Source organism: Exiguobacterium sp. SL-10 (assembly GCF_004337025.1).
Taxonomy (GTDB): Bacteria; Bacillota; Bacilli; order Exiguobacteriales; family Exiguobacteriaceae; genus Exiguobacterium.
Genome location: NZ_SJUP01000001.1, coordinates 251,099 through 273,944 on the forward strand (window position 1 = coordinate 251,099; position 22,846 = coordinate 273,944).

Annotated in this window: 21 protein-coding genes; 15 read left to right on the plus strand and 6 right to left on the minus strand. The window is 51.6% G+C overall.

Annotated features, from left to right (window positions below; translation table 11 throughout):
* Positions 1–59: 59 nt before the first annotated feature.
* The gene (locus EVJ33_RS01255) at positions 60–1,541 is read right to left on the minus strand and encodes an aminotransferase class I/II-fold pyridoxal phosphate-dependent enzyme (protein ID WP_131433737.1); all 1,482 of its coding nucleotides are present in this window, start codon (positions 1,539–1,541) and stop codon (positions 60–62) included.
* A 171-nt stretch (positions 1,542–1,712) separates the two neighbouring features.
* Here EVJ33_RS01255 and EVJ33_RS01260 point away from each other — a divergent pair, with 171 nt between their 5' ends.
* The 3 genes from EVJ33_RS01260 (at position 1,713) to EVJ33_RS01270 (ending at position 3,747) form a co-directional block, all read left to right on the plus strand.
* Positions 1,713–1,979: a UPF0223 family protein gene (locus tag EVJ33_RS01260; RefSeq protein WP_201739648.1), complete on the plus strand. Its 267-nt coding sequence runs from the start codon at positions 1,713–1,715 to the stop codon at positions 1,977–1,979.
* Positions 1,980–2,225: 246 nt separating this feature from the next.
* The gene (locus tag EVJ33_RS01265; RefSeq protein ID WP_015881266.1) at positions 2,226–2,414 is read left to right on the plus strand and encodes a hypothetical protein; all 189 of its coding nucleotides are present in this window, start codon (positions 2,226–2,228) and stop codon (positions 2,412–2,414) included.
* 79 nt (positions 2,415–2,493) lie between these two features.
* Positions 2,494–3,747 (plus strand): inositol monophosphatase family protein, encoded by a 1,254-nt coding sequence (locus EVJ33_RS01270; protein WP_131433741.1) that lies wholly within the window; start codon positions 2,494–2,496, stop codon positions 3,745–3,747.
* Positions 3,748–3,808: 61 nt separating this feature from the next.
* On the opposite strand, the gene EVJ33_RS15495 is transcribed toward EVJ33_RS01270, so the two are convergent.
* Positions 3,809–3,985 (minus strand): hypothetical protein, encoded by a 177-nt coding sequence (locus EVJ33_RS15495; protein WP_021067003.1) that lies wholly within the window; start codon positions 3,983–3,985, stop codon positions 3,809–3,811.
* A 163-nt stretch (positions 3,986–4,148) separates the two neighbouring features.
* Here EVJ33_RS15495 and typA point away from each other — a divergent pair, with 163 nt between their 5' ends.
* Entirely contained in the window at positions 4,149–5,993 is a 1,845-nt protein-coding gene (typA, locus tag EVJ33_RS01275; protein ID WP_131433743.1) for a translational GTPase TypA, read from the plus strand.
* Positions 5,994–6,079: 86 nt separating this feature from the next.
* Entirely contained in the window at positions 6,080–6,424 is a 345-nt protein-coding gene (locus EVJ33_RS01280) for a YlaH-like family protein (protein ID WP_235045181.1), read from the plus strand.
* 41 nt (positions 6,425–6,465) lie between these two features.
* On the opposite strand, the gene EVJ33_RS01285 is transcribed toward EVJ33_RS01280, so the two are convergent.
* Complete coding sequence (locus tag EVJ33_RS01285; RefSeq protein ID WP_131433745.1) at positions 6,466–6,666, minus strand: YlaI family protein; 201 nt, start codon at positions 6,664–6,666, stop codon at positions 6,466–6,468.
* 112 nt (positions 6,667–6,778) lie between these two features.
* Here EVJ33_RS01285 and EVJ33_RS01290 point away from each other — a divergent pair, with 112 nt between their 5' ends.
* Together EVJ33_RS01290 and EVJ33_RS01295 are read left to right on the plus strand one after the other, a co-directional pair.
* A complete protein-coding gene (locus EVJ33_RS01290; RefSeq protein ID WP_131433747.1) occupies positions 6,779–7,228 on the plus strand; it encodes a PNPOx family protein in 450 nt (149 codons plus the stop codon).
* A gap of 33 nt (positions 7,229–7,261) precedes the next feature.
* The gene (locus EVJ33_RS01295) at positions 7,262–8,578 is read left to right on the plus strand and encodes a PhoH family protein (protein WP_131433749.1); all 1,317 of its coding nucleotides are present in this window, start codon (positions 7,262–7,264) and stop codon (positions 8,576–8,578) included.
* Positions 8,579–8,606: 28 nt separating this feature from the next.
* Here EVJ33_RS01295 and EVJ33_RS01300 read toward each other — a convergent pair whose 3' ends face one another.
* On the minus strand, positions 8,607–9,818 hold the full coding sequence (locus EVJ33_RS01300) for a multidrug efflux MFS transporter (RefSeq protein ID WP_236634498.1): 1,212 nt from the start codon (positions 9,816–9,818) through the stop codon (positions 8,607–8,609).
* A 94-nt stretch (positions 9,819–9,912) separates the two neighbouring features.
* On the minus strand, positions 9,913–10,380 hold the full coding sequence (locus tag EVJ33_RS01305; protein ID WP_131433751.1) for a hypothetical protein: 468 nt from the start codon (positions 10,378–10,380) through the stop codon (positions 9,913–9,915).
* Positions 10,381–10,552: 172 nt separating this feature from the next.
* Between EVJ33_RS01305 and EVJ33_RS01310 the strand changes: the two genes are divergently transcribed.
* The 4 genes from EVJ33_RS01310 (at position 10,553) to EVJ33_RS01325 (ending at position 17,030) form a co-directional block, all read left to right on the plus strand.
* Positions 10,553–10,831, plus strand: a complete 279-nt coding sequence (locus EVJ33_RS01310; protein ID WP_021067011.1) for an Fpa/YlaN family protein — start codon at positions 10,553–10,555, stop codon at positions 10,829–10,831.
* An 86-nt stretch (positions 10,832–10,917) separates the two neighbouring features.
* Positions 10,918–12,153 carry an FtsW/RodA/SpoVE family cell cycle protein gene (locus tag EVJ33_RS01315; protein ID WP_131433753.1) on the plus strand — a complete coding sequence of 412 codons (1,236 nt, stop codon included), beginning with the start codon at positions 10,918–10,920 and terminating at the stop codon, positions 12,151–12,153.
* Positions 12,154–12,184: 31 nt separating this feature from the next.
* The gene (locus tag EVJ33_RS01320) at positions 12,185–15,622 is read left to right on the plus strand and encodes a pyruvate carboxylase (protein WP_131433755.1); all 3,438 of its coding nucleotides are present in this window, start codon (positions 12,185–12,187) and stop codon (positions 15,620–15,622) included.
* Positions 15,623–15,674: 52 nt separating this feature from the next.
* Positions 15,675–17,030: a cryptochrome/photolyase family protein gene (locus EVJ33_RS01325; protein WP_131433757.1), complete on the plus strand. Its 1,356-nt coding sequence runs from the start codon at positions 15,675–15,677 to the stop codon at positions 17,028–17,030.
* Positions 17,031–17,081: 51 nt separating this feature from the next.
* Here EVJ33_RS01325 and EVJ33_RS01330 read toward each other — a convergent pair whose 3' ends face one another.
* Entirely contained in the window at positions 17,082–17,984 is a 903-nt protein-coding gene (locus tag EVJ33_RS01330; protein ID WP_131433759.1) for a COX15/CtaA family protein, read from the minus strand.
* Between the two features lie 330 nt (positions 17,985–18,314).
* Here EVJ33_RS01330 and cyoE point away from each other — a divergent pair, with 330 nt between their 5' ends.
* From cyoE to EVJ33_RS01350, 4 genes are all read left to right on the plus strand, one after another.
* Positions 18,315–19,235 (plus strand): heme o synthase, encoded by a 921-nt coding sequence (gene cyoE / locus EVJ33_RS01335; RefSeq protein ID WP_131433761.1) that lies wholly within the window; start codon positions 18,315–18,317, stop codon positions 19,233–19,235.
* A gap of 99 nt (positions 19,236–19,334) precedes the next feature.
* Positions 19,335–20,312 carry a cytochrome c oxidase subunit II gene (gene coxB / locus EVJ33_RS01340; protein ID WP_131434294.1) on the plus strand — a complete coding sequence of 326 codons (978 nt, stop codon included), beginning with the start codon at positions 19,335–19,337 and terminating at the stop codon, positions 20,310–20,312.
* 38 nt (positions 20,313–20,350) lie between these two features.
* Entirely contained in the window at positions 20,351–22,219 is a 1,869-nt protein-coding gene (ctaD, locus tag EVJ33_RS01345; protein ID WP_131434296.1) for a cytochrome c oxidase subunit I, read from the plus strand.
* Positions 22,220–22,846, plus strand: coding sequence for a cytochrome (ubi)quinol oxidase subunit III (locus EVJ33_RS01350; protein ID WP_071399539.1), 627 nt, complete (start codon positions 22,220–22,222; stop codon positions 22,844–22,846). It abuts the gene before it with no gap.

Genomic DNA, 22,846 nt, shown 5'->3' on the forward strand with positions numbered 1-22,846 from the left:
CCACCTTTTCTTTTGATGACACAAAGCGAGCCGGTCCATTGGACCGGCTCGCTTTCGTTTTAACGGATTGCTTTCGTTTGTTGAATCACTTTAATCATTTGGAGCGACTCGTCTTCAAGACCTTGGACCGGTAGACCGGCCTCGATGTTGGCCATGATGTATTCGAGTGTCGATGTCGTAATCAGTTCTCCCGGAATGATGATTGGGATTCCTGGTGGATATACCATAATGAACTCGGCTGAGATGCGTCCAACGGCGTTCTCGAGGGGGATCGTCTCTGTCTCCTCGTAGAACGCGTCACGCGGGCTGAGCGCGAGCGGTGGAATCTCTGGGAGCATGATCGATAGCGAATCGTTCCCAGACTGGTCATAGACCGATACGACGTCACGCATGCCGTCAATCAACGCTTGAATCGTCGATTCGTCGTCGGCACTCGTCACGATGAACAAGACGTTCAACAAATCGGACATTTCAACTTCGATCCGATGGGTCTCCCGCAAATATTTCTCGACTTCAAAGCCAGTGATCCCGAGCTCGCGGACCGAGACGAGGATTTTCGTCTCGTCGAGCGCGTACGTCGACTCTGAATGAAGTTCGGCGTGACCGTATACCGACAAGTGCGGCATATTGTCGATAGCTGTACGAGCCATTCGTGATAGCGTGAGGGCACGTTCGTTCATCATTTCTCCTTTTGTCGCCAACTGGCGGCGGGCCGCATCGAGAGAAGCGAGAAGGAGATAGGATGTTGATGTCGTCGTGATCATCGAGAGCATTGCGTGAATCCGTTCCGGCGAGACGAGTCCGCGGCGGACGTTCAAAATTGAACTTCCCGTCATCGAACCACCCAGTTTATGGACGCTCGTCGCCGCGACGTCTGCGCCGGCTTGCATCGCCGAGAGCGGGAGTTCGTCGTGGAACGGCAAGTGGACACCGTGTGCCTCGTCGACGAGGACCGGTACGTCTTGAGCGTGAGCGACTGCGACGATCCGTTCCAAATCACCAGCAATCCCGAAGTACGTTGGATTGATGACGAGGACGGCTTTCGTGTCAGGGTGCATCTCGAGAGCGCGTTCGACGGCACTTGCCGTGATTCCGTGGGCAATTCCGTAGGTCTCATCATATTCCGGATGGATGAAGACCGGGTGGGCCCCGGTCAAAATGAGGGCGGACATGACGGATTTATGCACGTTCCGCGGTACGATGATCTTCTCGTTCGGTCCAACGACGCCCATGATCATCGCCATGATGGCGCTCGATGTCCCTTGGACCGAGAAGAACGTCTCGTCGGCACGGAACGCCTCGGCAGCGAGGCGCTCGGCCTCGGCAATCGACGCTTTCGGATGATGGAGATCATCGAGCGGGGCGATGTTGATCAAATCGATTTTCAAGGCGTTTTCGCCGATGAAGTCGCGGAACTCAGGGTCCATCCCTTTTCCGCCTTTATGGCCAGGGATGTGGAACGCGATCGGGTTCGTGTCCACGTGCGTGAGCAACGTGTCAAAGAGCGGTGTCTCGAGCTGTGTAGCACCTTTAAGTTTCAATAGTAAGTCCTCCTTGATAGCAGTGTGTATATGGGTTTTTGGTTTAGGTTTAAGCTGTGGTCAATCAGAACATTTCGTTTCAAAAACAATGCAACAAAAAAACTATAGTGATTTCTATCCCAACTTGCAATAGTTTTTTTTGTTGATACAATGGTTGTCGAGGTGAAGAATATGCAAATCAACTATCCGATCAATCCGGACTGGACGACCGACGAACTCATCGAAGTCGTCGAGTTCTATAATCAAGTCGCCTTGGCCAATGAAGGCGGCGTCGACCGTGAGTCGTTTTTGGATGCGTATCGGTCGTTCAAACAAATCGTGACATCGAAATCAGAAGAAAAACAACTAAGTGCCGTCCACGACGAACAGACCGGTTACTCTACCTATCGTACGGTCCAAGCGGCCCTAAAATCAAATTCAAAGATTATAAAGTTGTAACTGCTGGAAAGCATGGGAAAACAGAACAGTTTTCTCATGCTTTTTTTGTTATTTGTCTTCTAAATGGGGTACATATCACTAACAGTTATTTCAGGTTTAGCGTTAGTTGAAATGGGAATATACTCACTAAGATAAAAAATTCAAAATAGTCAGACAATTCTCTTTCTTTTTTGAATCTCATCTGATATACTCAATTCAACTCACTAAACCGTAACTTGTAGCCCAACTAAAGGAGTGTGGCATCTCATGAAACAAGTGATCGAGGCATTCAAAAGAAAAGACGCAGAAAAACGGATTCCGGTGCTGCGCTTAGAGATTGATTATGAATTGGCAACTCTCTTCGATGCAATGGCGTCACAAGACGATGCCACTGTCCAGGCTAGCAAGCATCGGTTAGAGAAATATCGCCAAGAACTTTTGCGTCTCGAAGCCTGACCCACAACCACTCATTCAACCAGTATTCCATGCGGATACTGGTTTTTGTTTGGTACAATACATATTAGAGGTGATAAACATGTTGGAATGGTTCGCGATTGATTTGATTAAGCAGGCAGGGGAATATATTCGACAGCAAATCGATGAGAGTTATCGCATCGAGCGAAAGACGGGGAAAGGAGATTTGGTCACGGAAATTGATCGGGCCGTTGAACAGTTAATTGTCGACCGCATCCGCGAGACGTATCCCGAGCATCAGATCATCGGGGAAGAGGGGATCTCCACAGGGCCAGACGACCTGTCTGGAACGGTCTGGTTCGTCGACCCGATCGACGGAACGTTGAATTTCATTCACCAGAAGCGTATGTTTGCCATCTCGGTGGCCGTCATGATTGACGGGATCATCGAGTACGGATTTGTGTATGACGTGATGGCGGATGAACTGTTCGTGGCGCGCCGCGGTGTCGGGACGACGTTGAACGGTCGGAAGCTCCCATCAATCCAAGAACATCATGTCCGTGATGCTTTCCTTAGCATGAACGCGACATGGGTGACACCGAACCAGCAGATCGCCCCGGAAGTGCTCGCCCCGATTGTTCGAGACTCGGTCGGCACACGGGCGCATGGGGCCGCCTCGCTCGAACTCGCGTGGCTCGCAGCGGGACGGGTCGACGGGTATATCACGATGCGGAATATGCCGTGGGACTATGCCGCCGGTAAACTGCTCGTCGAGGAAGTTGGAGGCAGGGTCGTCTCGATTTATGGGGAACCGGTCCGCTATGACGGGAAGACATCGGTCCTTGCTGGGAGCGAGACGTTCGTCAAAGATGTCGTCAAACACTACGTCATCGCCAAAGGGGCGACTCCGGAAGTGAGACCTGACCTTCAGATTGGGGTCAACGGCACCTACGACCGCGTCCGTGACTTGCTCGTCTTGGCCAACCCGAATGAGGCGATGGTGCGTGAACAATACGTTGCGGGCGAGACGTATGAAGCGACACTCGGTGGGGAACGTGTCGGTGCGTATATGTTGGTGCGGCGCAGTGAGACGATGATCGAACTCGTCAACATCGCCGTCAAGCCGGATCGGCAAAACCAGACAATTGGTCAACGTTTGCTCCAAGACGCGATTCGTCGCGCCGAGCAGAGCGGTGCGAGGCAGATGCTCGTCTGTACGGGTAACTCGAGCATCGTCCAGTTGCGCTTTTATCAACAAGCCGGTTTCCGGTTTGAATCAGTCGAGCGGGACTATTTCCCGGACCACGGTTATCCGTCAATCGAAGAGGACGGTCTCGCCTTGCGTGACCGCATCTGTCTGACACGCGACCTATAAGTGTTGGCGCCAGAAGAATAACACCATAAACAAGGCCCGGGCAAATCGCCCGGGCCTTCTGTTATGGACGTCGATTCGAGAGGACCCGACGGCGCAAGTTGATTCCAAAGAATGTGGCGATGCCGCTCAAGGCGAGACTACCGATGATGATGGCGGCACTTCCTTCGGCGACCCCGATTCCGATACCGACGAAACCAGCGACGACCGCGGTCGCGATTAAAACGAACATGAGTTGCATGGAGATTCCCCCTTTTTTCTCTAGTCTTCTTTATTGTAGTCAAAAATGATGCGTTTGGAAACGTTAACAGTTGATAACACTCGACAAAGGTGGTAGGACGTGTGCTATACTCTTAAAGTTGAATAAAAGATGAAACTTTTTTAAATAAGAGAGGACTAACTACATGAATGTAAGAACTAACCTTCGGAACGTAGCCATCATCGCCCACGTTGACCATGGTAAAACAACGCTTGTCGATGAATTATTGAAACAGTCTGGTACTTTCCGGACAAACGAAATGGTCGCAGAACGCGCCATGGACTCGAACGATATCGAACGTGAGCGCGGAATCACAATTCTCGCGAAAAACACGGCAATCGATTATAAAGACACACGCATCAACATCGTTGATACACCGGGTCACGCCGACTTCGGTGGTGAAGTTGAGCGGATCATGCGTATGGTTGACGGCGTTATCCTCGTCGTCGATGCACGTGAAGGCTGTATGCCACAAACGCGTTTCGTATTGAAGAAAGCACTCGACCAAGGTCTCCGTCCAATCGTTGTCGTCAACAAAATTGACAAGCCGATGGTACGCCCACTCGACGTTGTCGATGAAGTTGTCGACTTGTTGATCGACCTTGGAGCAGATGAAGATCAACTTGAATTCCCTGTCGTCTATACGTCTGCAGTCAGCGGTTCAAGTTCGTTCGATCCTGATCCAGAGAAGCAAGAAGATACAATCACGTACGTGCTCGACACGATTCTTGAGAACACACCGGCACCAATCGATAACTCGGATGAGCCGCTTCAGTTCCAAGTCACGATGCTCGACTACGACAACTACCTCGGCCGGATCGGCGTAGGTCGCGTCTTCCGTGGGAAAATCAAAGTCGGCGAATCAGTGTCACTTTGCAAAACAGACGGATCAATCAAACAATTGCGCGTCACTAAATTGTTCGGTTACTTCGGCCTCAAACGTGTTGAAATCGAAGAAGCCAAAGCTGGTGACTTGATCGCCATCGCCGGGATGGAAGACATCAACGTCGGTGAGACGGTCACGCCAGTCGGTCAAGAAGAGCCACTTCCGCTCCTTCGCATCGATGAGCCGACGCTTCAAATGCGTTTCATGACAAACAACTCACCGTTCGCAGGACGCGAAGGCGATTTCGTGACAGCACGTAAAATCGAAGAGCGTTTGATGAAACAACTCGAGACGGACGTTTCACTCCGTGTCGAAAACACAGATTCGCCTGACCAATGGGTCGTATCAGGACGCGGTGAGCTTCACCTCGGGATCTTGATTGAGAACATGCGTCGTGAAGGCTACGAACTTCAAGTGTCGAAACCACAAGTTATCATCCGTGAAGACGAAGATGGTACGAAAATTGAGCCGTTCGAGCGCGTCATCGTTGACGTCCCAGAAGAGTACACGGGTTCAGTCATGGAATCGATCGGTCTCCGTAAAGGGGAACTCGCGAACATGAACACGAACGACAACGGTCAAACACGTATGGAATTCATCGTTCCGTCACGTGGTCTCATCGGCTATCGTAACGAGTTCTTGTCAGCAACACGCGGATACGGGATCTTGAACCACACGTTCGAAGAGTACCGTCCGTTTATCTCTGCTGACATCGGCGGACGCCGCAGTGGTGTCATGGTTTGTATCGAACCTGGTAAGTCGACGGCTTACTCGATCGGTGCCCTTGAAGACCGTGGAACGATCTTCATCGAGCCAGGTGTAGAAGTATACGAGGGAATGATCATCGGTGAATGTAACCGTGACGTCGACCTCGCGATCAACGCTGTCAAAGGCAAACAGTTGACGAACATGCGTGCTTCAGCAAAAGACTCGACACAAGTCTTGAAACGTCCACGCGTCTTCTCACTCGAAGAATCGCTCACGTTCTTGAACGATGACGAGTACTGTGAAATCACACCGGAGTCGATCCGTCTCCGTAAAAAAGTCTTGAACAAGAACGAGCGCGAGAAAGCTGACAAGCGTCGTAAACTTGGTAAAGAATAAGTCGGAAAAAAGGGAGCGCCTAGGCGTTCCCTTTTGTTTTGGATAGTGTAGAATGGTTGTGTAGGAAATGAAGGGGGATTATCAGCTTGAAAGCTTCTCAAACGATGGACATCACACAAATCGATGTGCCGTGGATTGCCTCGCTACTTGGCGTCGGCAGTGATGCGAACGACTTCTCGGTCGGGTTCAACGCGTTAATCATCACGGTCATCTTATTGACGATACTCGTGTTCAAACTAGGTTTTGCCAAACAATTGACGTGGTGGAAGTCACTCGTCGTCTATATGCTGCTCGCCCTTGGTGCAGGCACGATGGCGCTCGTCTTCTTCACATGGCCGATTCCAGAAGTTCTCCTGGTCATGGCTGTCGTCTTGGCGATTTACCGGGGCCGACTCTGGTGGAACCGACGTCAAGGCATCGAATCACACTAAAAAATGGACGTTTCGCCCTCGGGCGAGACGTCCATTTTTGATTACCATCTCCGTTTTTGCCGGAATGATGGATATAGGTGGAATTGGCCGGTCGCGGCACGCTCAGCGGTTCGCGCGGTGATGCGTTCTTGGCACGCTTGGCACATGTACGTTTTAGCAGGTTTATTACGAAGTCGTTTCGCTTCGAACGACCACGAATCAATCGTTTCGATTTTGTCACAAAGAGAGCACTTTACGCGCATGGTCTCACCTTCCTCTTCGTTGATTATAGCATGATTTCAGGAGAGAAAAGCAGGGAAAGAGGTTTGTAAGGGCGAATCCATTTCGTATACCCGTTCGGGAGGAGGGGAGTATATGGCGAGTAAAACCGCGTTCGAACTTTCAACGTCACAACAAGACACGTTAAACGATATGCCATTGACGTTTCTAATCGCATTTGATGAACCGAAACGGTGGCCGACCACCCATGCCATCAGTTGGGTGCAAGCGCCGAATGAAATGACGATTCGCTTTACCTTGACGAAGAATTCGCATTTGATCACGTTGCTCGCAAACGAGCGAACCGCAAGTCTCATTTTTATAGAAGGGGGCCAGGCCTACAGTGTGGCCTTATCACATGTGGCCGAATTCGAGCCGAGTGTGAAGCCGGGATTGCACCTTCGCTTTTTTGAAGGGCACGTCGAGGAAGTCCGTAACGTCTCCTTTTATGGAGCGGAGTATGGGCAACCGGACATCGTCAAGACGTACGATGTCGAAGCAGCAGAAAAGCTGGACCGTGAAGTCAAGGAGAGTTTGAATTCTTGATCACCATCCTATTTTCGAGGGGCGGCAAAGTCTATGAAAAAAACGTATGTGCTCGATACGAACGTACTCTTACACGATCCACTCTCTTTGTTCCAATTCGATGAGCACGATGTCGTCATTCCCGCCATCGTATTAGAAGAGCTTGACGGCAAAAAACGCAATATGGATGAAGTCGGTCGCAACGCCCGTGAGACGGCGCGTGTACTTGACCAACTCCGCACGACCGGTAAACTGCACGACGGGGTACCGCTCGAAAACGGCGGGCACTTGTTCGTCGAGATCGGTCACGAACATACTGTCGATTTCCCGTTCGACGTCATGACGAACGACAACCGCATCTTGACCGTGGCGCTCGGCCTGATGAAACAATACGAGCATGACCGCACCCGTAAAGTCGTGGTCGTCTCGAAAGATATACTCGTCCGCGTCAAAGCGGATGCAATCGGCATCGAAGCCGAAGACTATTTGACCGACCATATCGTCGACACGACAGATCGATATGCTGGCTACCAAGAAATCGAAGTCGATCAAGCCGTCATCGATGAATTTTACAAAGTCCGGCAGCTCCCACTATCCGCTTTGACGAAAAATCAGCTGTATCCGAATTCATTCGTCGTTTTGAAAAGTAACGTCTCGAAAGCGAGCGCGGTCGCGGTCGTCGATGCGCTGCAACCAATCCTTCGTCCGCTCTCCCTAGACGTCGAACACGTCTGGGGCATCCATCCCCGCAACGTCCAACAGCGGATGGCGCTTGACTTGTTGCTTCGGGACGATATCCCATTCGTGACGTTGCTCGGCAAAGCGGGGACCGGGAAGACACTTCTCGCGCTCGCGGCCGGGTTGTCACTCGTTGAAGACGAACGTCGGTTCAACAAGCTCGTCGTCGCCCGCCCGGTCGTCCCGATGGGGAATGATATCGGCTATTTACCCGGGGAGATGGAAGAAAAACTTCGGCCTTGGATGCAACCGATTTACGACAACTTGGAGTTTTTGTTTAACGCCAATTCAAAAGATGAGCTCGGTAACATCTTGGCCGGTATCAAATCGATTCAGCTCGAGGCGCTCACGTATATCCGTGGCCGCAGCATGCCGGATCAGTTCATCATCATCGATGAGGCTCAAAACTTGACGAAACATGAGATTAAGACGATTCTGACTCGGGTCGGAGAAAACTCGAAAATCGTTCTCGTCGGCGACCCGTATCAAATCGACCATCCGTATTTGGATGAATATTCGAACGGTCTCACGTACGCCGTCGAACGGTTCAAAGGACAAAACGTGTTCGGGCACGTCCAACTCATCAAAGGGGAGCGCTCTTCGCTCGCCCGGTTGGCCGCCGATTTACTATAACAAAAAGCGCCGAGCGGCCGCTCGGCGTTTATTTTGTGTTTGGATGGAGTGCGACTTGCACGTTCGATTTTTCGAGCAGGGCGTTCGTCAACATGATCAGGCCGGTTACGATGAATAGGGCGGAGAAGCCGAAATGGGCGACGACTTGGGACCCGAACAACGGTCCGAGCAAGTTACCCATAAACTGGGCTGACTGATTATAGGAGAAGATGCGCCCGGCCGCCCGGCTCGGCGTATGTTGACGGAGGAGCGACTGCACGGACGGCATGAGTGCCGCGGTGGCGAAACCGAGCCCGAACCGTAACACGACGAGTTGCGTCGTCGACGTCACGAACGCCTGCGGAATCAAGAAGGCGCTATAGACGATGAGCGCCCAAAATAAAATGCGTTCGGCACCATATCGATCGGAGAGCCGACCGAGCCGCTGTGCGGAAATGAGGGCGGCCACACCTGGTGCCGAAGCGACGATGCCAGCGATAAAGGCGAGCGACGTCGTGTACGGGTTTAGTTCACGGACGTACAACGTCAACAGAGGACCGACCGACTGCGTCGAGAAGGTGATTAAAAACGTCGTCAAAAATAGACTAAAGATGAGTTGTGGGTGACGAAGTGAGGCGATAATCGATCTCGTCGAATCAAGTCGCTCGCGCGCCACCGGGACAAAGTCCTCTTTCACGAACCCGAGTGTGATGAGAAACGTGATAAACAGGGCACTGCCGGTCAAGAGAAAAACGGGTCGAAGCCCAATCCAGTCGGCGAGGAGTCCTCCGATCAATGGACCGAGGAGTCCGCCGGTGATGCCACCGGTCGACAACGTACCGAGCGCCCAGCCACTTTTCTCTTTTGGCGTTTGTGAAGCGACGAGGGTGATCCCCGCCGATATGAATCCAGATACGGCGCCCATGAGGAGCCGAAGCCCCACGAGTTGATACACGTCTTGCACGAAGCTAATGAGCGTCATCACGATCGCCATGCCGAGGCTCGCACGAATGAGCATTAACTTGCGTCCTTTTTGGTCGGCGAGCCGTCCCCAAAGCGGGGAGACGATGGCGGCCACGAGGAACGTGGCCCCGAAAGCGACGGCTGACCACGTGACAACGTGATCGGGATCCGTGACTCCGAGCTCTTCGATGAACAAGGGGAGGAACGGCAGGACGAGGCTCATCGAGGCCGCCGTCAAAAAACTACCGATCCAGACGATGATTAAATTTTTCTTCCATAAAGGGTACGTAAGCGTCACGACCTTTCAAGCTTGAAGTTTTTCCATAACGTATATGTTACACTTTGTGAACTAAAAAGTCCAAAAAAATGAGAAGGCACAATGGCCTTCTCGATTATGCTTCTGTTCGCACCGCGATGTGATGAACCCCTCGCAAAATGTGCTGATGATGCAAGACGTAGACTGGACCGTCCACGAGCACTTTCCCGTCTTTCGAGAACTGAAGATAGACGGTACGCGCCTCATCGATTGGCAGCGTGAGCACCGTCTCCCCATAAAAGCTGACGTGCGTCGCCGTAGCAATCGGTTCAGCGTTTTGCAGGAACGGGGCGAACGGCATCGCGAACGAGTCGCGCAGCGCCGCATCCTTATCGGCCCGAGTCATCGGTTTGTTGTGGTCGATACGTGTCCCTTGCGTCAAGCCGTCGTCCCATGCCTTCCCCATCTTGGCATAGTATGCGTCATTGTCACTTTCTACCGCGCGGTCGAGGTCTTCGACATTTCGCTTGCGGTCATCAAAAATCCATACGGTCGGGTCGATCGTCAACGCGTGACGAACCGCTCCGTCTAGTGGAAAAATCATTGATACGCCCCCTTTAATCACGATACACTGTACATTATACAGCTCTTTCTCAGAAAAAGGGAAACTGCGAGAAACTCGTAGTGATTCCAGACTGTTCATTGAATTATGATGAAATATAATGTACAGTTGAGTTATGACAAACAGTCTGTCATTGTACGGAGGAGGGGTCGTAGTGGCGACAAATTTGGCTGCAGTCCAACGGGAGCAAGCGCTTCAACTATTAGAGGCCGACGCTGAAAAAATCCGTTGTTTGATTGAAGTGCAGTTAGAAAACCTAAAAATGCCGAAGTGCCCGCTTTATGAAGAGGTGCTTGATACACATATGTTCGGTCTATCACGCCAAATTGATTTTGCGGTCCGTCTTGGACTCATTTCAGACATTGAAGGTAAAGGACTGCTCGATTCATTGGAACAAAAGCTGTCCGCCCTCGCGGAAGCTTCAGATTTATGAACCTTATACTCAAACTGTGCAAGCGGCGCTGTTTGAGTATTTTTTTATAATGGGTCAAGGATTGTTGTACATAAGGAAGTGAAAACATGAAAACTCGGTTTCGGTACTTTGATTTCTCACTGTTCATTGCGGTGCTCATGCTCGTCGGAATCAGCTCGATCATGATTTACAGTGCGAGTGTATGGAATCGCGGGGATTACGCGAACAGCGGTTTGTTCTATCGGCAACTTGTTTATGCCGGACTCGGCATCATCGTCTATTTCATCGCAACGATGTTTCGCTATGAGAACTTTAGAAAACCAAATATTTTGTACGGCCTCTATCTCTTATCGGTCGTTCTGTTGTTCGTCACGTGGGCGATGCCACCGCTCAACGGGGCGCGGGCGTGGCTCATCATTGGTGGGTTTACGATTCAACCAGTCGAGATTGCCAAGTTTGTATTGATTTTATTGCTCGCGAACTATTATCACCAATTGTGGAACAACGAATTGAAAGGGCTGCCAGGCCGACTCGGGCGAGCTGCGGTCATGAAGAAAGGAATCCGGGCCCAAGCCGGTGCCTTCTTCGTGATTCCGGTCATCTACTTCTTTTTGCCGTATGCGATCGCCATCAACGGGCAACCGGATATGGGGGGACTGTTCGTCCTCGGCGCCATCATGTTCCTCATGTGGCTCGCCGTCGGGGCGCCGCTCCGAATCATTATCCCATCTGTCCTCGCCGGCATCGGAGTCGTCTATTTGATGTTCACGACGATTTTCTCGGAAAATCAACGCAGTCGGATCGAAGTCGTCTTCAATCCGTTCATGGACCCTGAAGGCTATGGTCATCAATTACTCATGTCGATCATCTCAATCGTACATGGGGGCTTGACGGGTGTCGGTCTCGGGAACAGTTATCAGAAATACGGGTACCTGCCCGAACCGGAGACGGACTATATCATGTCAATCATTGCCGAGGAACTCGGTTTTGTTGGTGTCGTCGTCGTCCTCGTCTTGCTCTTTTTCATCGCATTTCGAGCCGTCAATATCGCCAATCATAGCGATAGTCACTTCGCGATGTTCGTCTCGTTCGGTATCGCTGCTCAAATCATGGTCCAGACCGGAATCAATATCGGTGCCATGTCCGGCTGGTTCCCAGGTACAGGTGTCACGCTCCCGCTCGTCAGTTACGGCGGGACGTCACTCATCATGACGATGGGAATTCTCGGTGTGCTCAGTAGCATCTCGATGCGAAATCGGCATCGGGAAGCGACGAAGCGAGCGGAAATCCGTGAAAAGTCGGCAGAAAATGTTCAAAGTTCTTCGCTGCATGTTGTAAGGTAAAAAGGATTGAACTACTTAAATGGGGGGATTTATGTTGAAACCAATTAGCAAATTACTTGTAGCCAACCGTGGAGAAATCGCCATTCGTGTCTTTAGGGCCGCCACTGAATTAGGGATGCGCACGGTCGCCGTCTATTCACAAGAAGATAGCGGATCATTGCACCGCTTCAAAGCGGATGAGGCGTATTTGATCGGTCTCGATAAAAAGCCGATTGACGCCTATCTCGACATCGAGGACGTGATCCGGATCGCGAAACAGTCGGGGGCTGACGCGATTCACCCGGGGTACGGTTTCTTATCCGAGAATATCGAGCTCGCACGTCGTTGCCGCGAAGAAGGCATCATCTTCGTCGGTCCGAACGAATCGCATCTTCACGCGTTCGGGGATAAAGTTCGAGCTCGCCAAAGTGCGATCGCAGCCGGTCTGCCGGTCATTCCAGGTTCAAACGGACCGCTCACATCATACGAAGACGCGCTCGACTTTGCGAACGAACACGGGTTCCCACTCATGGTCAAAGCGGCGATGGGCGGAGGTGGACGAGGGATGCGTGTCATCCGCACGGAAGCCGAGATGAAAGATTTGATTGAACGTGCCAAGTCAGAAGCGAAGCAAGCGTTCGGTTCAGACGAAGTGTACATAGAAAAATTAGTGGAACGTCCAAAGCATATCGAGGTTCAGATTCTCGGGGACGATCACGGGAACATCATTCACTTGTTCGAACGCGACTGCTCGGTCCAACGTCGACATCAAAAAGTCGTCGAGGTCGCACCTTGTGTGACATTATCGGAAGCATCACGTCAAGCCATCTGTGACGCGGCCGTAAAACTGATGCGCCATGTCGGCTATATTAACGCCGGGACGGTCGAATTCCTCGTCACGGAAGACGAGTCGTTCTACTTCATCGAGGTCAACCCGCGCATTCAAGTCGAGCACACAATCACAGAGATGGTGACCGGCTTCGATATCGTGCAGACTCAGCTCATGATCGCGCAAGGAGAGTCGCTCCACGGCGACGTCATTCATATGCCGAAACAAGAGGACATCAAATTGCTCGGTTACGCGATCCAGTCCCGCGTCACGTCAGAAGATCCGGGCAACAACTTTATGCCGGACACGGGCAAAATTATGGCGTACCGCTCTCCGGGCGGCTTTGGGGTCCGACTCGATGGGGGCAACGCCTACGTCGGGGCCGAAATCTCGCCGTATTACGACTCACTCCTCGTGAAGCTGTCGACACACGGCATGACGTTCGAGCAAGCGGCTTCGAAAATGGTCCGTAACTTGAACGAGTTCCGGATTCGCGGCATCAAGACGAACATTCCGTTCTTGATTAACGTGATGAAACATCAAAACTTCATCAGCGGTGACTATAACACGTCGTTCATCGACGAGACGCCGGAACTGTTTGTCTTCCCGAAACGGAAAGACCGCGGGACGAAGCTCCTTAACTATATCGGTGACGTCACGGTGAACGGATTCCCGGGTGTCGGATTGAAAGATAAGCCGATCAGCCGATCGGTCCGGATCCCGCAAAACCTTCCGGCTGAAGCCAAACCAGGGACGAAACAGATTTTGACGGAGCTCGGTCCGGACGGCCTCGCCGATTGGATCAAGCGCCAGCCTGAACTGTTGTTGACGGATACGACGATGCGCGACGCGCACCAGTCTCTGCTCGCAACACGGGTGCGGACGCAAGACATCATCAATATCGCCGAACCGACGAGCAAGCTCATGCCAGAGTTGTTCTCGGTCGAGGCGTGGGGCGGGGCTACGTTCGACGTTGCCTATCGCTTCCTCTCGGAAGACCCATGGGTTCGTCTCATGCGTCTTCGTGAGAAAATGCCGAACGTGTTGATTCAAATGTTGCTTCGCGGCGCCAACGCCGTCGGTTATAAAAACTATGCCGACAACGTCATCGAGCAGTTCGTCCATGAGGCGGCCTATGCCGGCGTCGACGTGTTCCGAATCTTCGACAGCTTGAACAACCTCGAGTCAATCCAACTTGCGATTGACGCGACGTTACCGACCGGAAAAGTTGCCGAGGCAGCGGTTTGTTATACGGGTGACCTATACGATGGCAGCCGTCCGAAATATCACTTGCCGTATTACGTTGACTTGGCGAAGAAACTCGAAGCGAGCGGGGCCCACATCCTTGCCATCAAAGATATGGCCGGTCTGCTCAAACCGGAATCGGCGTACGCGCTCGTCTCGGCCTTGAAAGATGCCGTCGACTTGCCGATTCACTTGCATACGCACGACGCTTCCGGCAACGGGATCTTCACGTATGCGCGGGCGACAGATGCGGGCGTCGACATCGTCGACGTCGCTGCGAGCTCGATGTCGGGTATGACATCACAACCTTCAGGCGGCAGCTTGATTTACGCGCTTGACCATCACAAGCGTCAACCGAAAATCGATGCGAAACATTACGAAGTCATCAGCGACTACTGGCAAGACGTGCGTCATAACTATGAGCCGTTCGAAAGTGACATGCGCGCTTCGAACCCGTCGGTATATGAGCACGAGATGCCAGGTGGACAGTATTCGAACTTGCAACAACAAGCGAAGGCGGTCGGTTTAGGCGACCGTTGGAGCGAAGTAAAGGCGATGTACGCCCGTGTCAACATGTTGTTCGGCGATATCGTCAAAGTAACACCATCTTCGAAAGTCGTCGGAGACATGGCGCTGTTCATGGTCCAACACAACTTGAGCGAACAAGATGTCGTTGAACGTGGTTACCAACTTGACTTCCCAGATTCGGTCGTCGAGATGATGCGCGGGGAGCTCGGCACGCCTCCTGGAGGATTCCCGACTGACGTGCAGCAAGCCATCTTGAAAGGTGACAAGCCGCTCGACGTACGTCCGGGTAAACTGATCGAACCGTACGACTTCAAGGCGGCACAGACGAAGTTGTTCGAGAAACTCGATCGTCCGGTGACGGACTTTGAACTACTCTCGAACGCGTTGTATCCGAAAGTGTTCGAGGACTACATCACGCATTCGACGACGTACGGTGATGTGTCGGTGCTCGACACGTTGACGTTCTTCTACGGATTGAACGTCGGAGAGACGATTCAAGTCGAAATCGAGACCGGGAAGACGCTCATCATCAAACTCGTTCAAATCAGTGCGGCGAACGAGGACGGCATCCGTCTCGTCTCTTACGAGATGAACGGGGTACCGCGCGAAATCGAAATCAAGGACGTGAACGTGAAGTCGGCGACGACGAGCCGTCCGAAAGTCGATCGGTCGAACCCGAAACAAGTCGGTGCTTCGATGCCAGGTTCGGTATTGAAAGTGCTCGTCGAACCGGGTAGCCGTGTCCACCGCGGGGAACAGCTCCTCGTCACAGAAGCGATGAAGATGGAGACGACGGTCCAAGCCGCTCAAGACGGTGAAGTCAAAGCGGTCCATATTAAAGAAGGCGACACAATCCAAAGTGACGACTTATTGATTGAATTTGTATAATGTAAAGAAGCATAGCGCGGCTATGCTTCTTTTTTAGATAGGAGTGGGAGAGATGAGACGAGTCTGTTGGTTTCGATCAGATTTTCGATTGACTGATCATCATATGTTACACCGGGTATTGAAAGATGCAGATTCAAGTGATGACGTGGAATTTGTCTTTTGGCTCAATCCCAAGTATTGCGAGCCGTTCGAGACGCGGCACGATTACTTTTTCGCGACGATGCGACAATTCATGGATGAACTCAAGGAGAACGGACTTGGTCTGCGTGTGCTCGTTGCCGACACGGCTGAACAGTTTGTCGAATCACTCGGTGAGCTCGACGCCTTATATTTCAACGCCGAGTATGTCGAACCGTTCAAGCAGCGCGACGATGCCGTCATCGAGGCGCTCGGGCAAGACGTCAAAGTCATCCGTTTGCTCGATCGGCATTTGTTCGCCCCGAACGCGTTCACGAAAAAAGATGGCGATCCGTACAAAGTCTACACACCGTTCAAAAAAGCGGCCTATGCTGAGGCCCCGCCCGCACCGTATGAAGTCGATATCGAGATGCTGAAGCAGCTCGTCACGACCGACAATGTCGTACCGATTGAATTGCAGCATCAGTTCGACCGGTGCGAGCGTTCGTGGAAAGCGCTCGGCGAAGCGGCCGCGAAACGACGCTTGCATGACTTCGTCAACAATCGGGTCGACGCATACGATGTGGACCGGGACATCCCAGCCATCGCCGGCACGAGCCGGCTCTCGCCGTATCTCCGGACCGGGGTGTTGTCAATCCGCACCGTGGCGGAAGCGGTGCGATCGGCACCGAAGTCGAGCGGGCGGGACACGTATTATGATGAGCTGTTATGGCGTGAGTTTTACTATATGATCATGGTTCAATTCCCAGGGTTGAAAGACCGTCCGTTCAACGACAAGTATAAGCATTTGGATTGGGAAAACGATGAGGAGAACTTCAAAGCGTGGTGTGATGGGAAGACGGGGTACCCAATCGTCGATGCGGCGATGCGGCAACTGAACGAGACGGGCTGGATGCATAACCGGCTTCGCATGATCGTCGCCTCGTTCTTGTCGAAGCATCTGATGATTGACTGGCGGAAAGGGGAGCGCTATTTCGAGCAGAAGCTGATCGACTATGAGGCGGCCTCGAATATTGGGGGCTGGCAATGGGCCGCCTCGGTCGGCACAGATGCGGTGCCGTACTTCCGCATCTTCAATCCGACGACGCAGTCCGAGAAGTTTGATCGGGACGGGACGTTCATCCGGAAGTATGTACCTGAACTCGCCGATCTCGATAAGAAGGCGATTCATTTCCCTGGCCTTGCCGAGCGTGACGGATATGTGGACCCAATCGTTGACCACAAGGAAGCTCGGGCCCGAGCGCTCGAGCGATTCAAGCAAGCCCAATAACACCATACACAAAAAAGGAGCGATACGTGTCGCTCCTTTTCATGTGCTTGATTAGACTGATTTCTGTCGAACGGCATCGATCGACCGTTTTTGGCTCCGATATGCGTGATACGCCAAATACGAGATAATCCCGAAATAGCACGTGATCAAGAATGCATGGAGGAGCGGGACGTACGTGGCATGTCCCCCGAGGACGATCCACGCCCCCGTGCCGACTTGGAGCAAGATGAAGAACAGTGAGGCCCACATGCCCTTCTCGACGAGCCGATTCGTCTCCCGACGTGCCAAATACAATACGTACAGTGTATAGAAGACGAGCAGTCCCGCCATGATGCGGTGCCCCATCTGGACGTACGATTCGAACGTCCACACATTCTGGTCACAAATCGGCCAGCCGACGCACGCATACGTCGCGCCGAGGTGACGGACATAAGCCCCCGTGTAGACGACAACCATCGTATAAATCGTCAACCCGTAAAGATGAATCTTCAATCGTTCGGAGACGGCCCGATGTACGCGTTCCCCTTCGAACAAGAGAATTGTCAAGATGAGCAGCGATGCGAACGAGACGAGCGAGATGCCGAAGTGAAGCGCGAGAATCGCGTCCGACTGTTGCCAGATGACAGCCCCGGCACCGATGATGGACTGGATGAGCATAAAAATGAACGCGAGGAACGCGAACACTTTGACGTCATAGCGATTTTTGACGACCGCGAACGTCCAAACTGTCAATGCGATGATCAGAAGTCCTTCGACGCCAGAGACGACACGGTGACTGTACTCAATCATCGTCTCGACGCTCGGATTCGTCGGAATCAGTTTCCCGTGACAGAGCGGCCAATCTGTACCGCACCCGTCGCCGGAGTCGGTCTTCGTCACGGTTCCACCCATGATGAGAACGAGCATCATCCCGAGCGTGACGAGTGCTGAAAATAGTGCGAGTTTTTTATGCATTCGTTTCCACCTGCTTTTGAGAAAATCACTAGAATTGTGCCTTGTCAGTTTATATTTTTTTCGCCATACTTATTATACGGCTTTATGTCGTAAAAACGAAACGGAAAAGCTTGCAATCGCTATCAAAATCGTTATTCTAGTATTAGCGTAGCGTTTTTACTGTGACAATTATCACACGTCTGTCACAAAAAACTAGCTATTTTACAAGCATAAACGACGTATTCTTTTTGAAAATATGGTATCTTTGTTATGAGTTAAGTGAACTTTGTTCATATTGTGTTTTTTCTGTGAAAAGAATACGAGGATTTCGTGATTAGTAGGGGGGTCAGTATGACAAAAGTCAACCCAGGGACAATGGCAGAAGTAGAATATACAGAATCCGCCTCGTTCCGCGACTATGTTGCTCTGGCAAAAATGGGAATCGTCCGCGCCAATCTGTTATTGGTGTTCGCCGGTTTCTTTGTAGCAGCAACATATCAGAGTGATACGCCAGTACTTTATTTGTTTGAAGTTTGGCCGCAACTCTTATTAACGATGTTAGGAAGCGCGCTCGTCATCTCCGGGAGTTGTTACCTAAACAACTTCGTGGACCGTGATATCGATTATTTGATGGGACGTACAGACAATCGACCGAGTGTCACCGGTAAAATTTCGGGAGAACGGATTTTGCTCCTTGGATTAACGCAACTTGCGGTCGGGACATTGCTCTTATTGATCGTGTCGTACGTGGCAGCAGTCTTCGGTTTAATCGGGGCATTTTTTTATGTCGTCATTTATACGATGTGGCTGAAACGGACGCACACGTTGAACACGGTCGTCGGCAGCATCTCCGGAGCGGTACCGCCGCTCATCGGTTGGGCAGCCATCGATCCCGCGCTTCATATTGACGCGTGGCTCATGTTCCTCGTCATGTTCTTATGGCAACCGCCACACTTCCTCGCGCTCGCCATGCGGCGTGTCGAGGAGTATCGAGCGGCCGGCATTCCGATGCTACCGGTCGTCAACGGCTTTGCGATCACCAAGCGCCAAATCATTTGGTGGATCGCGACACTCATTCCAGCGTCGCTCTTGTTCATGCATTACGGTCCGGAATATTTAATTGTCGCGCTTGTGCTTGGGGGCTACTGGTTATATCTCGGCTTGAAAGGTTTCAAAGCCGAAGATGAGATCAAGTGGGCAAACAAAATGTTCTTTTATTCATTGATTTATTTAGTCGTGTGGATTGTCACGCTGGTATTGACGGCACTTTGATAGTCGCACTCACTATATAGAAACCATTACACATCATTTTGGGAGAAAGTGGGGATTGTTGTGAAATCATTTAAGAAGCTTCTGTTTGGCATCGTCCCGATGATGATGTTCGCACTACTGTTATCAGGGTGCGGCGTAGAGGGATTGTCTGCATTGAAGCCGATGGGAGAGGGAGCTGAGATTCAGCTTCGCATCATTCTCATCAGTTTGGCAATCATGCTCTTTGTACTTGTCATCGTAACGATTATTTACGTGTACGTGCTCATGAAATTCCGTCGGAAAGATGAATCGATTCCGAAGCAAGTCGAAGGAAGTAGCACGCTCGAGATGATTTGGACAGTCGTTCCGATTATCTTGCTCATCATTCTCGCTGTTCCGACGATCACGACGACAGTCGAGCTCGCGAAAGCGAAAGAAGCGAAAAAAGAAGAAGAAATCAATGTCACGGCCAACTTGTACTGGTGGGAATTTGAATATCCGAACGCAGGCGTGGTCACGGGTCAAGAACTCGTCATCCCGGTCGGTAAGCGTGTCGGTATCAACTTGACATCGAAAGACGTTATTCACTCGTTCTGGGTACCGGCCTTGTCAGGTAAGACGGATACGAACCCAGGCCTCGATAACGAAATGTGGTTGCATGCAAATGAACCAGGTACGTTCTACGGGAAATGTGCCGAGCTTTGCGGACCTTCACACGCACTCATGGACTTCAAAGTCATCGCGCTCGAGCAAGAAGATTACGACCAATGGCTCGAAGACATGAAAGCACAGCAAGACGCGAACGCAGAAAACCTCGTTGCAGATAACGAAAACTTGACGACAGGTGAGGCCGTGTACGTCGAGAGCTGCTTGAGCTGTCACGGTGGCGGGAAAGTCGCGCCGAGCTTGACAAACTTTGGTGATCGCGAATGGTTGGCGGGTTACCTCGAAAACAACGAAGAGAAGTTGAAAAAATGGATTCGCGACCCACAAGAATTGAAACAAGGCGCGCTCATGCCTGGCTTCGGTGAAGGCCAAATCAGTGATGAAGAGTTAGATGCACTCGTTGACTTCTTGTACGATCAGAAGATTGACTAACGGGAAAAGGGGGATTTCACGTGGCACAGACCACTGCTATGCAGCAACCGCGTAAATACAATGGCATCATGGATTGGGTTACGACGGTTGACCACAAAAAAATCGGTATTTTGTATTTGTTCTCAGGAATCTTCTTCCTCCTTCTCGGTGGAATTGAAGCTTTACTTATTCGGTGGCAGCTCGTTCGTCCGTTGAACGACTTCGTCAGCGGCGAAACGTTCAACCAATTGATCACGATGCACGGGACGACGATGATCTTCCTGGCGGCCATGCCGATGCTATTCGGATTTATGAACGCCGTCGTGCCGCTACAAATCGGGGCACGCGACGTCGCGTTCCCGTTCATTAACTCACTTGGTTTCTGGTTGTTCTTCTTCGGTGGTGTCATGCTGAACCTTAGCTGGTTCTTCGGCGCTGCACCGAACGCAGGGTGGACGGCTTACGCGCCGCTCTCGACACAACCGGATGCGTCAGGGGTCGACTTCTACGCCCTTGGCCTTCAAATTTCAGGTTTCGGTTCACTCATGGCCGGGATTAACTTCCTCGTCACGATTTTGAACATGCGTGCACCAGGCATGAAACTCATGCGGATGCCGCTCTTCACTTGGACGACGTTCGTCGCTTCGGCGTTAATCGTCTTCGCGTTCCCGCCGCTCACAGTCGGCTTGTTCATGTTGATGTTCGAGCGCTTGTTCGGTGCCGTCTACTTCGACCCAGCAATGGGTGGTAACGTCGTCATCTGGGAACATCTCTTCTGGATCTTCGGACACCCGGAAGTATATATTTTGATCCTCCCTGCGTTCGGTATTTTCTCGGAAATCATTCCGACATTTGCTCGTAAACGCCTGTTCGGTTACACAACGATGGTCTTCGCAACGATGCTCATCGGTTTCCTTGGATTCATGGTTTGGGTCCACCACATGTTCACGGTCGGTCTCGGACCGGTCGCCAACTCGATCTTCGCTGTCGCGACAATGGCTATCGCCGTACCGACAGGGGTCAAGATCTTCAACTGGTTGTTCACGCTATGGGGCGGACAAATCAAGTTCAACGTCGCGATGCTCTACTCGGTCGCATTCATTCCATCGTTCCTCGTCGGGGGGATGACAGGGGTCATGCTTTCGGTCGCACCGGCCGATTATCAGTATCACGATAGTTACTTCGTCGTCGCTCACTTCCACTACGTTATCGTAGGTGGTGTCGTCTACGGTCTATTCGCAGGACTTTACTACTGGTTCCCGCTTATGTTCGGCAAAGCACTCTCTGAGAAGCTTGGCTACTGGCAGTTCTGGTTGTTCTTCATCGGGTTCCACTTGACGTTCTTCCCGCAACACTTCCTCGGATTGTTCGGGATGCCACGCCGCGTCTTCACATACCTTCCGAACCAAGGGTTTGAGTCGATGAACTTGCTGTCGACGGTCGGTGCCTTCTTCATGGGTGTGTCGACAATTATCTTGCTGATCGCCGTTGTCAAGGCGTTCTTGTCGAAACAAGTTGTCAAACCTGACCATTGGGAAGATGGACGTACACTCGAGTGGACGCTTCCTGTACCGACACCAGAGTACAACTTTGCACAAACACCACTCGTCAAAGGTCTCGATACGTTCTGGCTCGAGAAAATGGCGGGCAACAAACGGGTTTCTGTTGCTGAACCAGTAGCAGACATCCACATGCCGAACAATTCGCTCATCCCGTTCTTCATGTCACTCGGTTTATTCATCGCCGGACTTGGGGCAATCTTCCAAATGGATAACGCGGTTGTCGGTTGGTCACTCATCGTAATTGGATTGCTCATCACGTTCGTATCGATGTTCCTCCGTTCATGGATTGATGACCACGGCTTCTACATTCCAAAATCACAGATTGAAGCGGATTTGAAAGCGATTCGTGAGAAAGGAGACCAATAAATGGCACATGCAGTCGAAAAACACCCGGTGACCGGAATTCCGGCCAACCCAGAGAAAGCTACGCTGGAAGGGAAAAATAAATATGTGGCCTTCTGGTTCTTCCTCGGTGGAGAGACGGTTCTCTTCGCCTCGCTGTTCGGAACGTATGTCGGTCTACTGAACTCTGGTGCGCCAGAGGAACTTCGTTCGTACAACATTTTTGAGATGGGGCTCGTCTTCTTGATGACGATGCTCCTCCTCACAAGTTCGCTCACAAGTGTTCTCGCTATGATGAACATGAAAGCGAACAATCCAGGCCGTATGAAGTTTTGGTTGATCGTCACGCTTCTCCTTGGGGCTGGATTCCTCGGAGCAGAGATTTATGAGTTCATCCACTACTATCACATCGGTCACACGTTCACATCGAGCGCGTTCGGATCGGCGTTCTACACGCTCGTCGGATTCCACGGTGCACACGTCACGTTCGGTCTCCTTTGGATCACGACGTTGTTGATTCGTAACTGGAACCGTCCAATCGATGTGTACAACGCACCAAAGTTTTACGTGTCGAGCCTATACTGGCACTTTATCGACGTCGTATGGGTTTTCATCTTCTCAATCGTCTACCTCTTAGGGATGGTGAGCTAA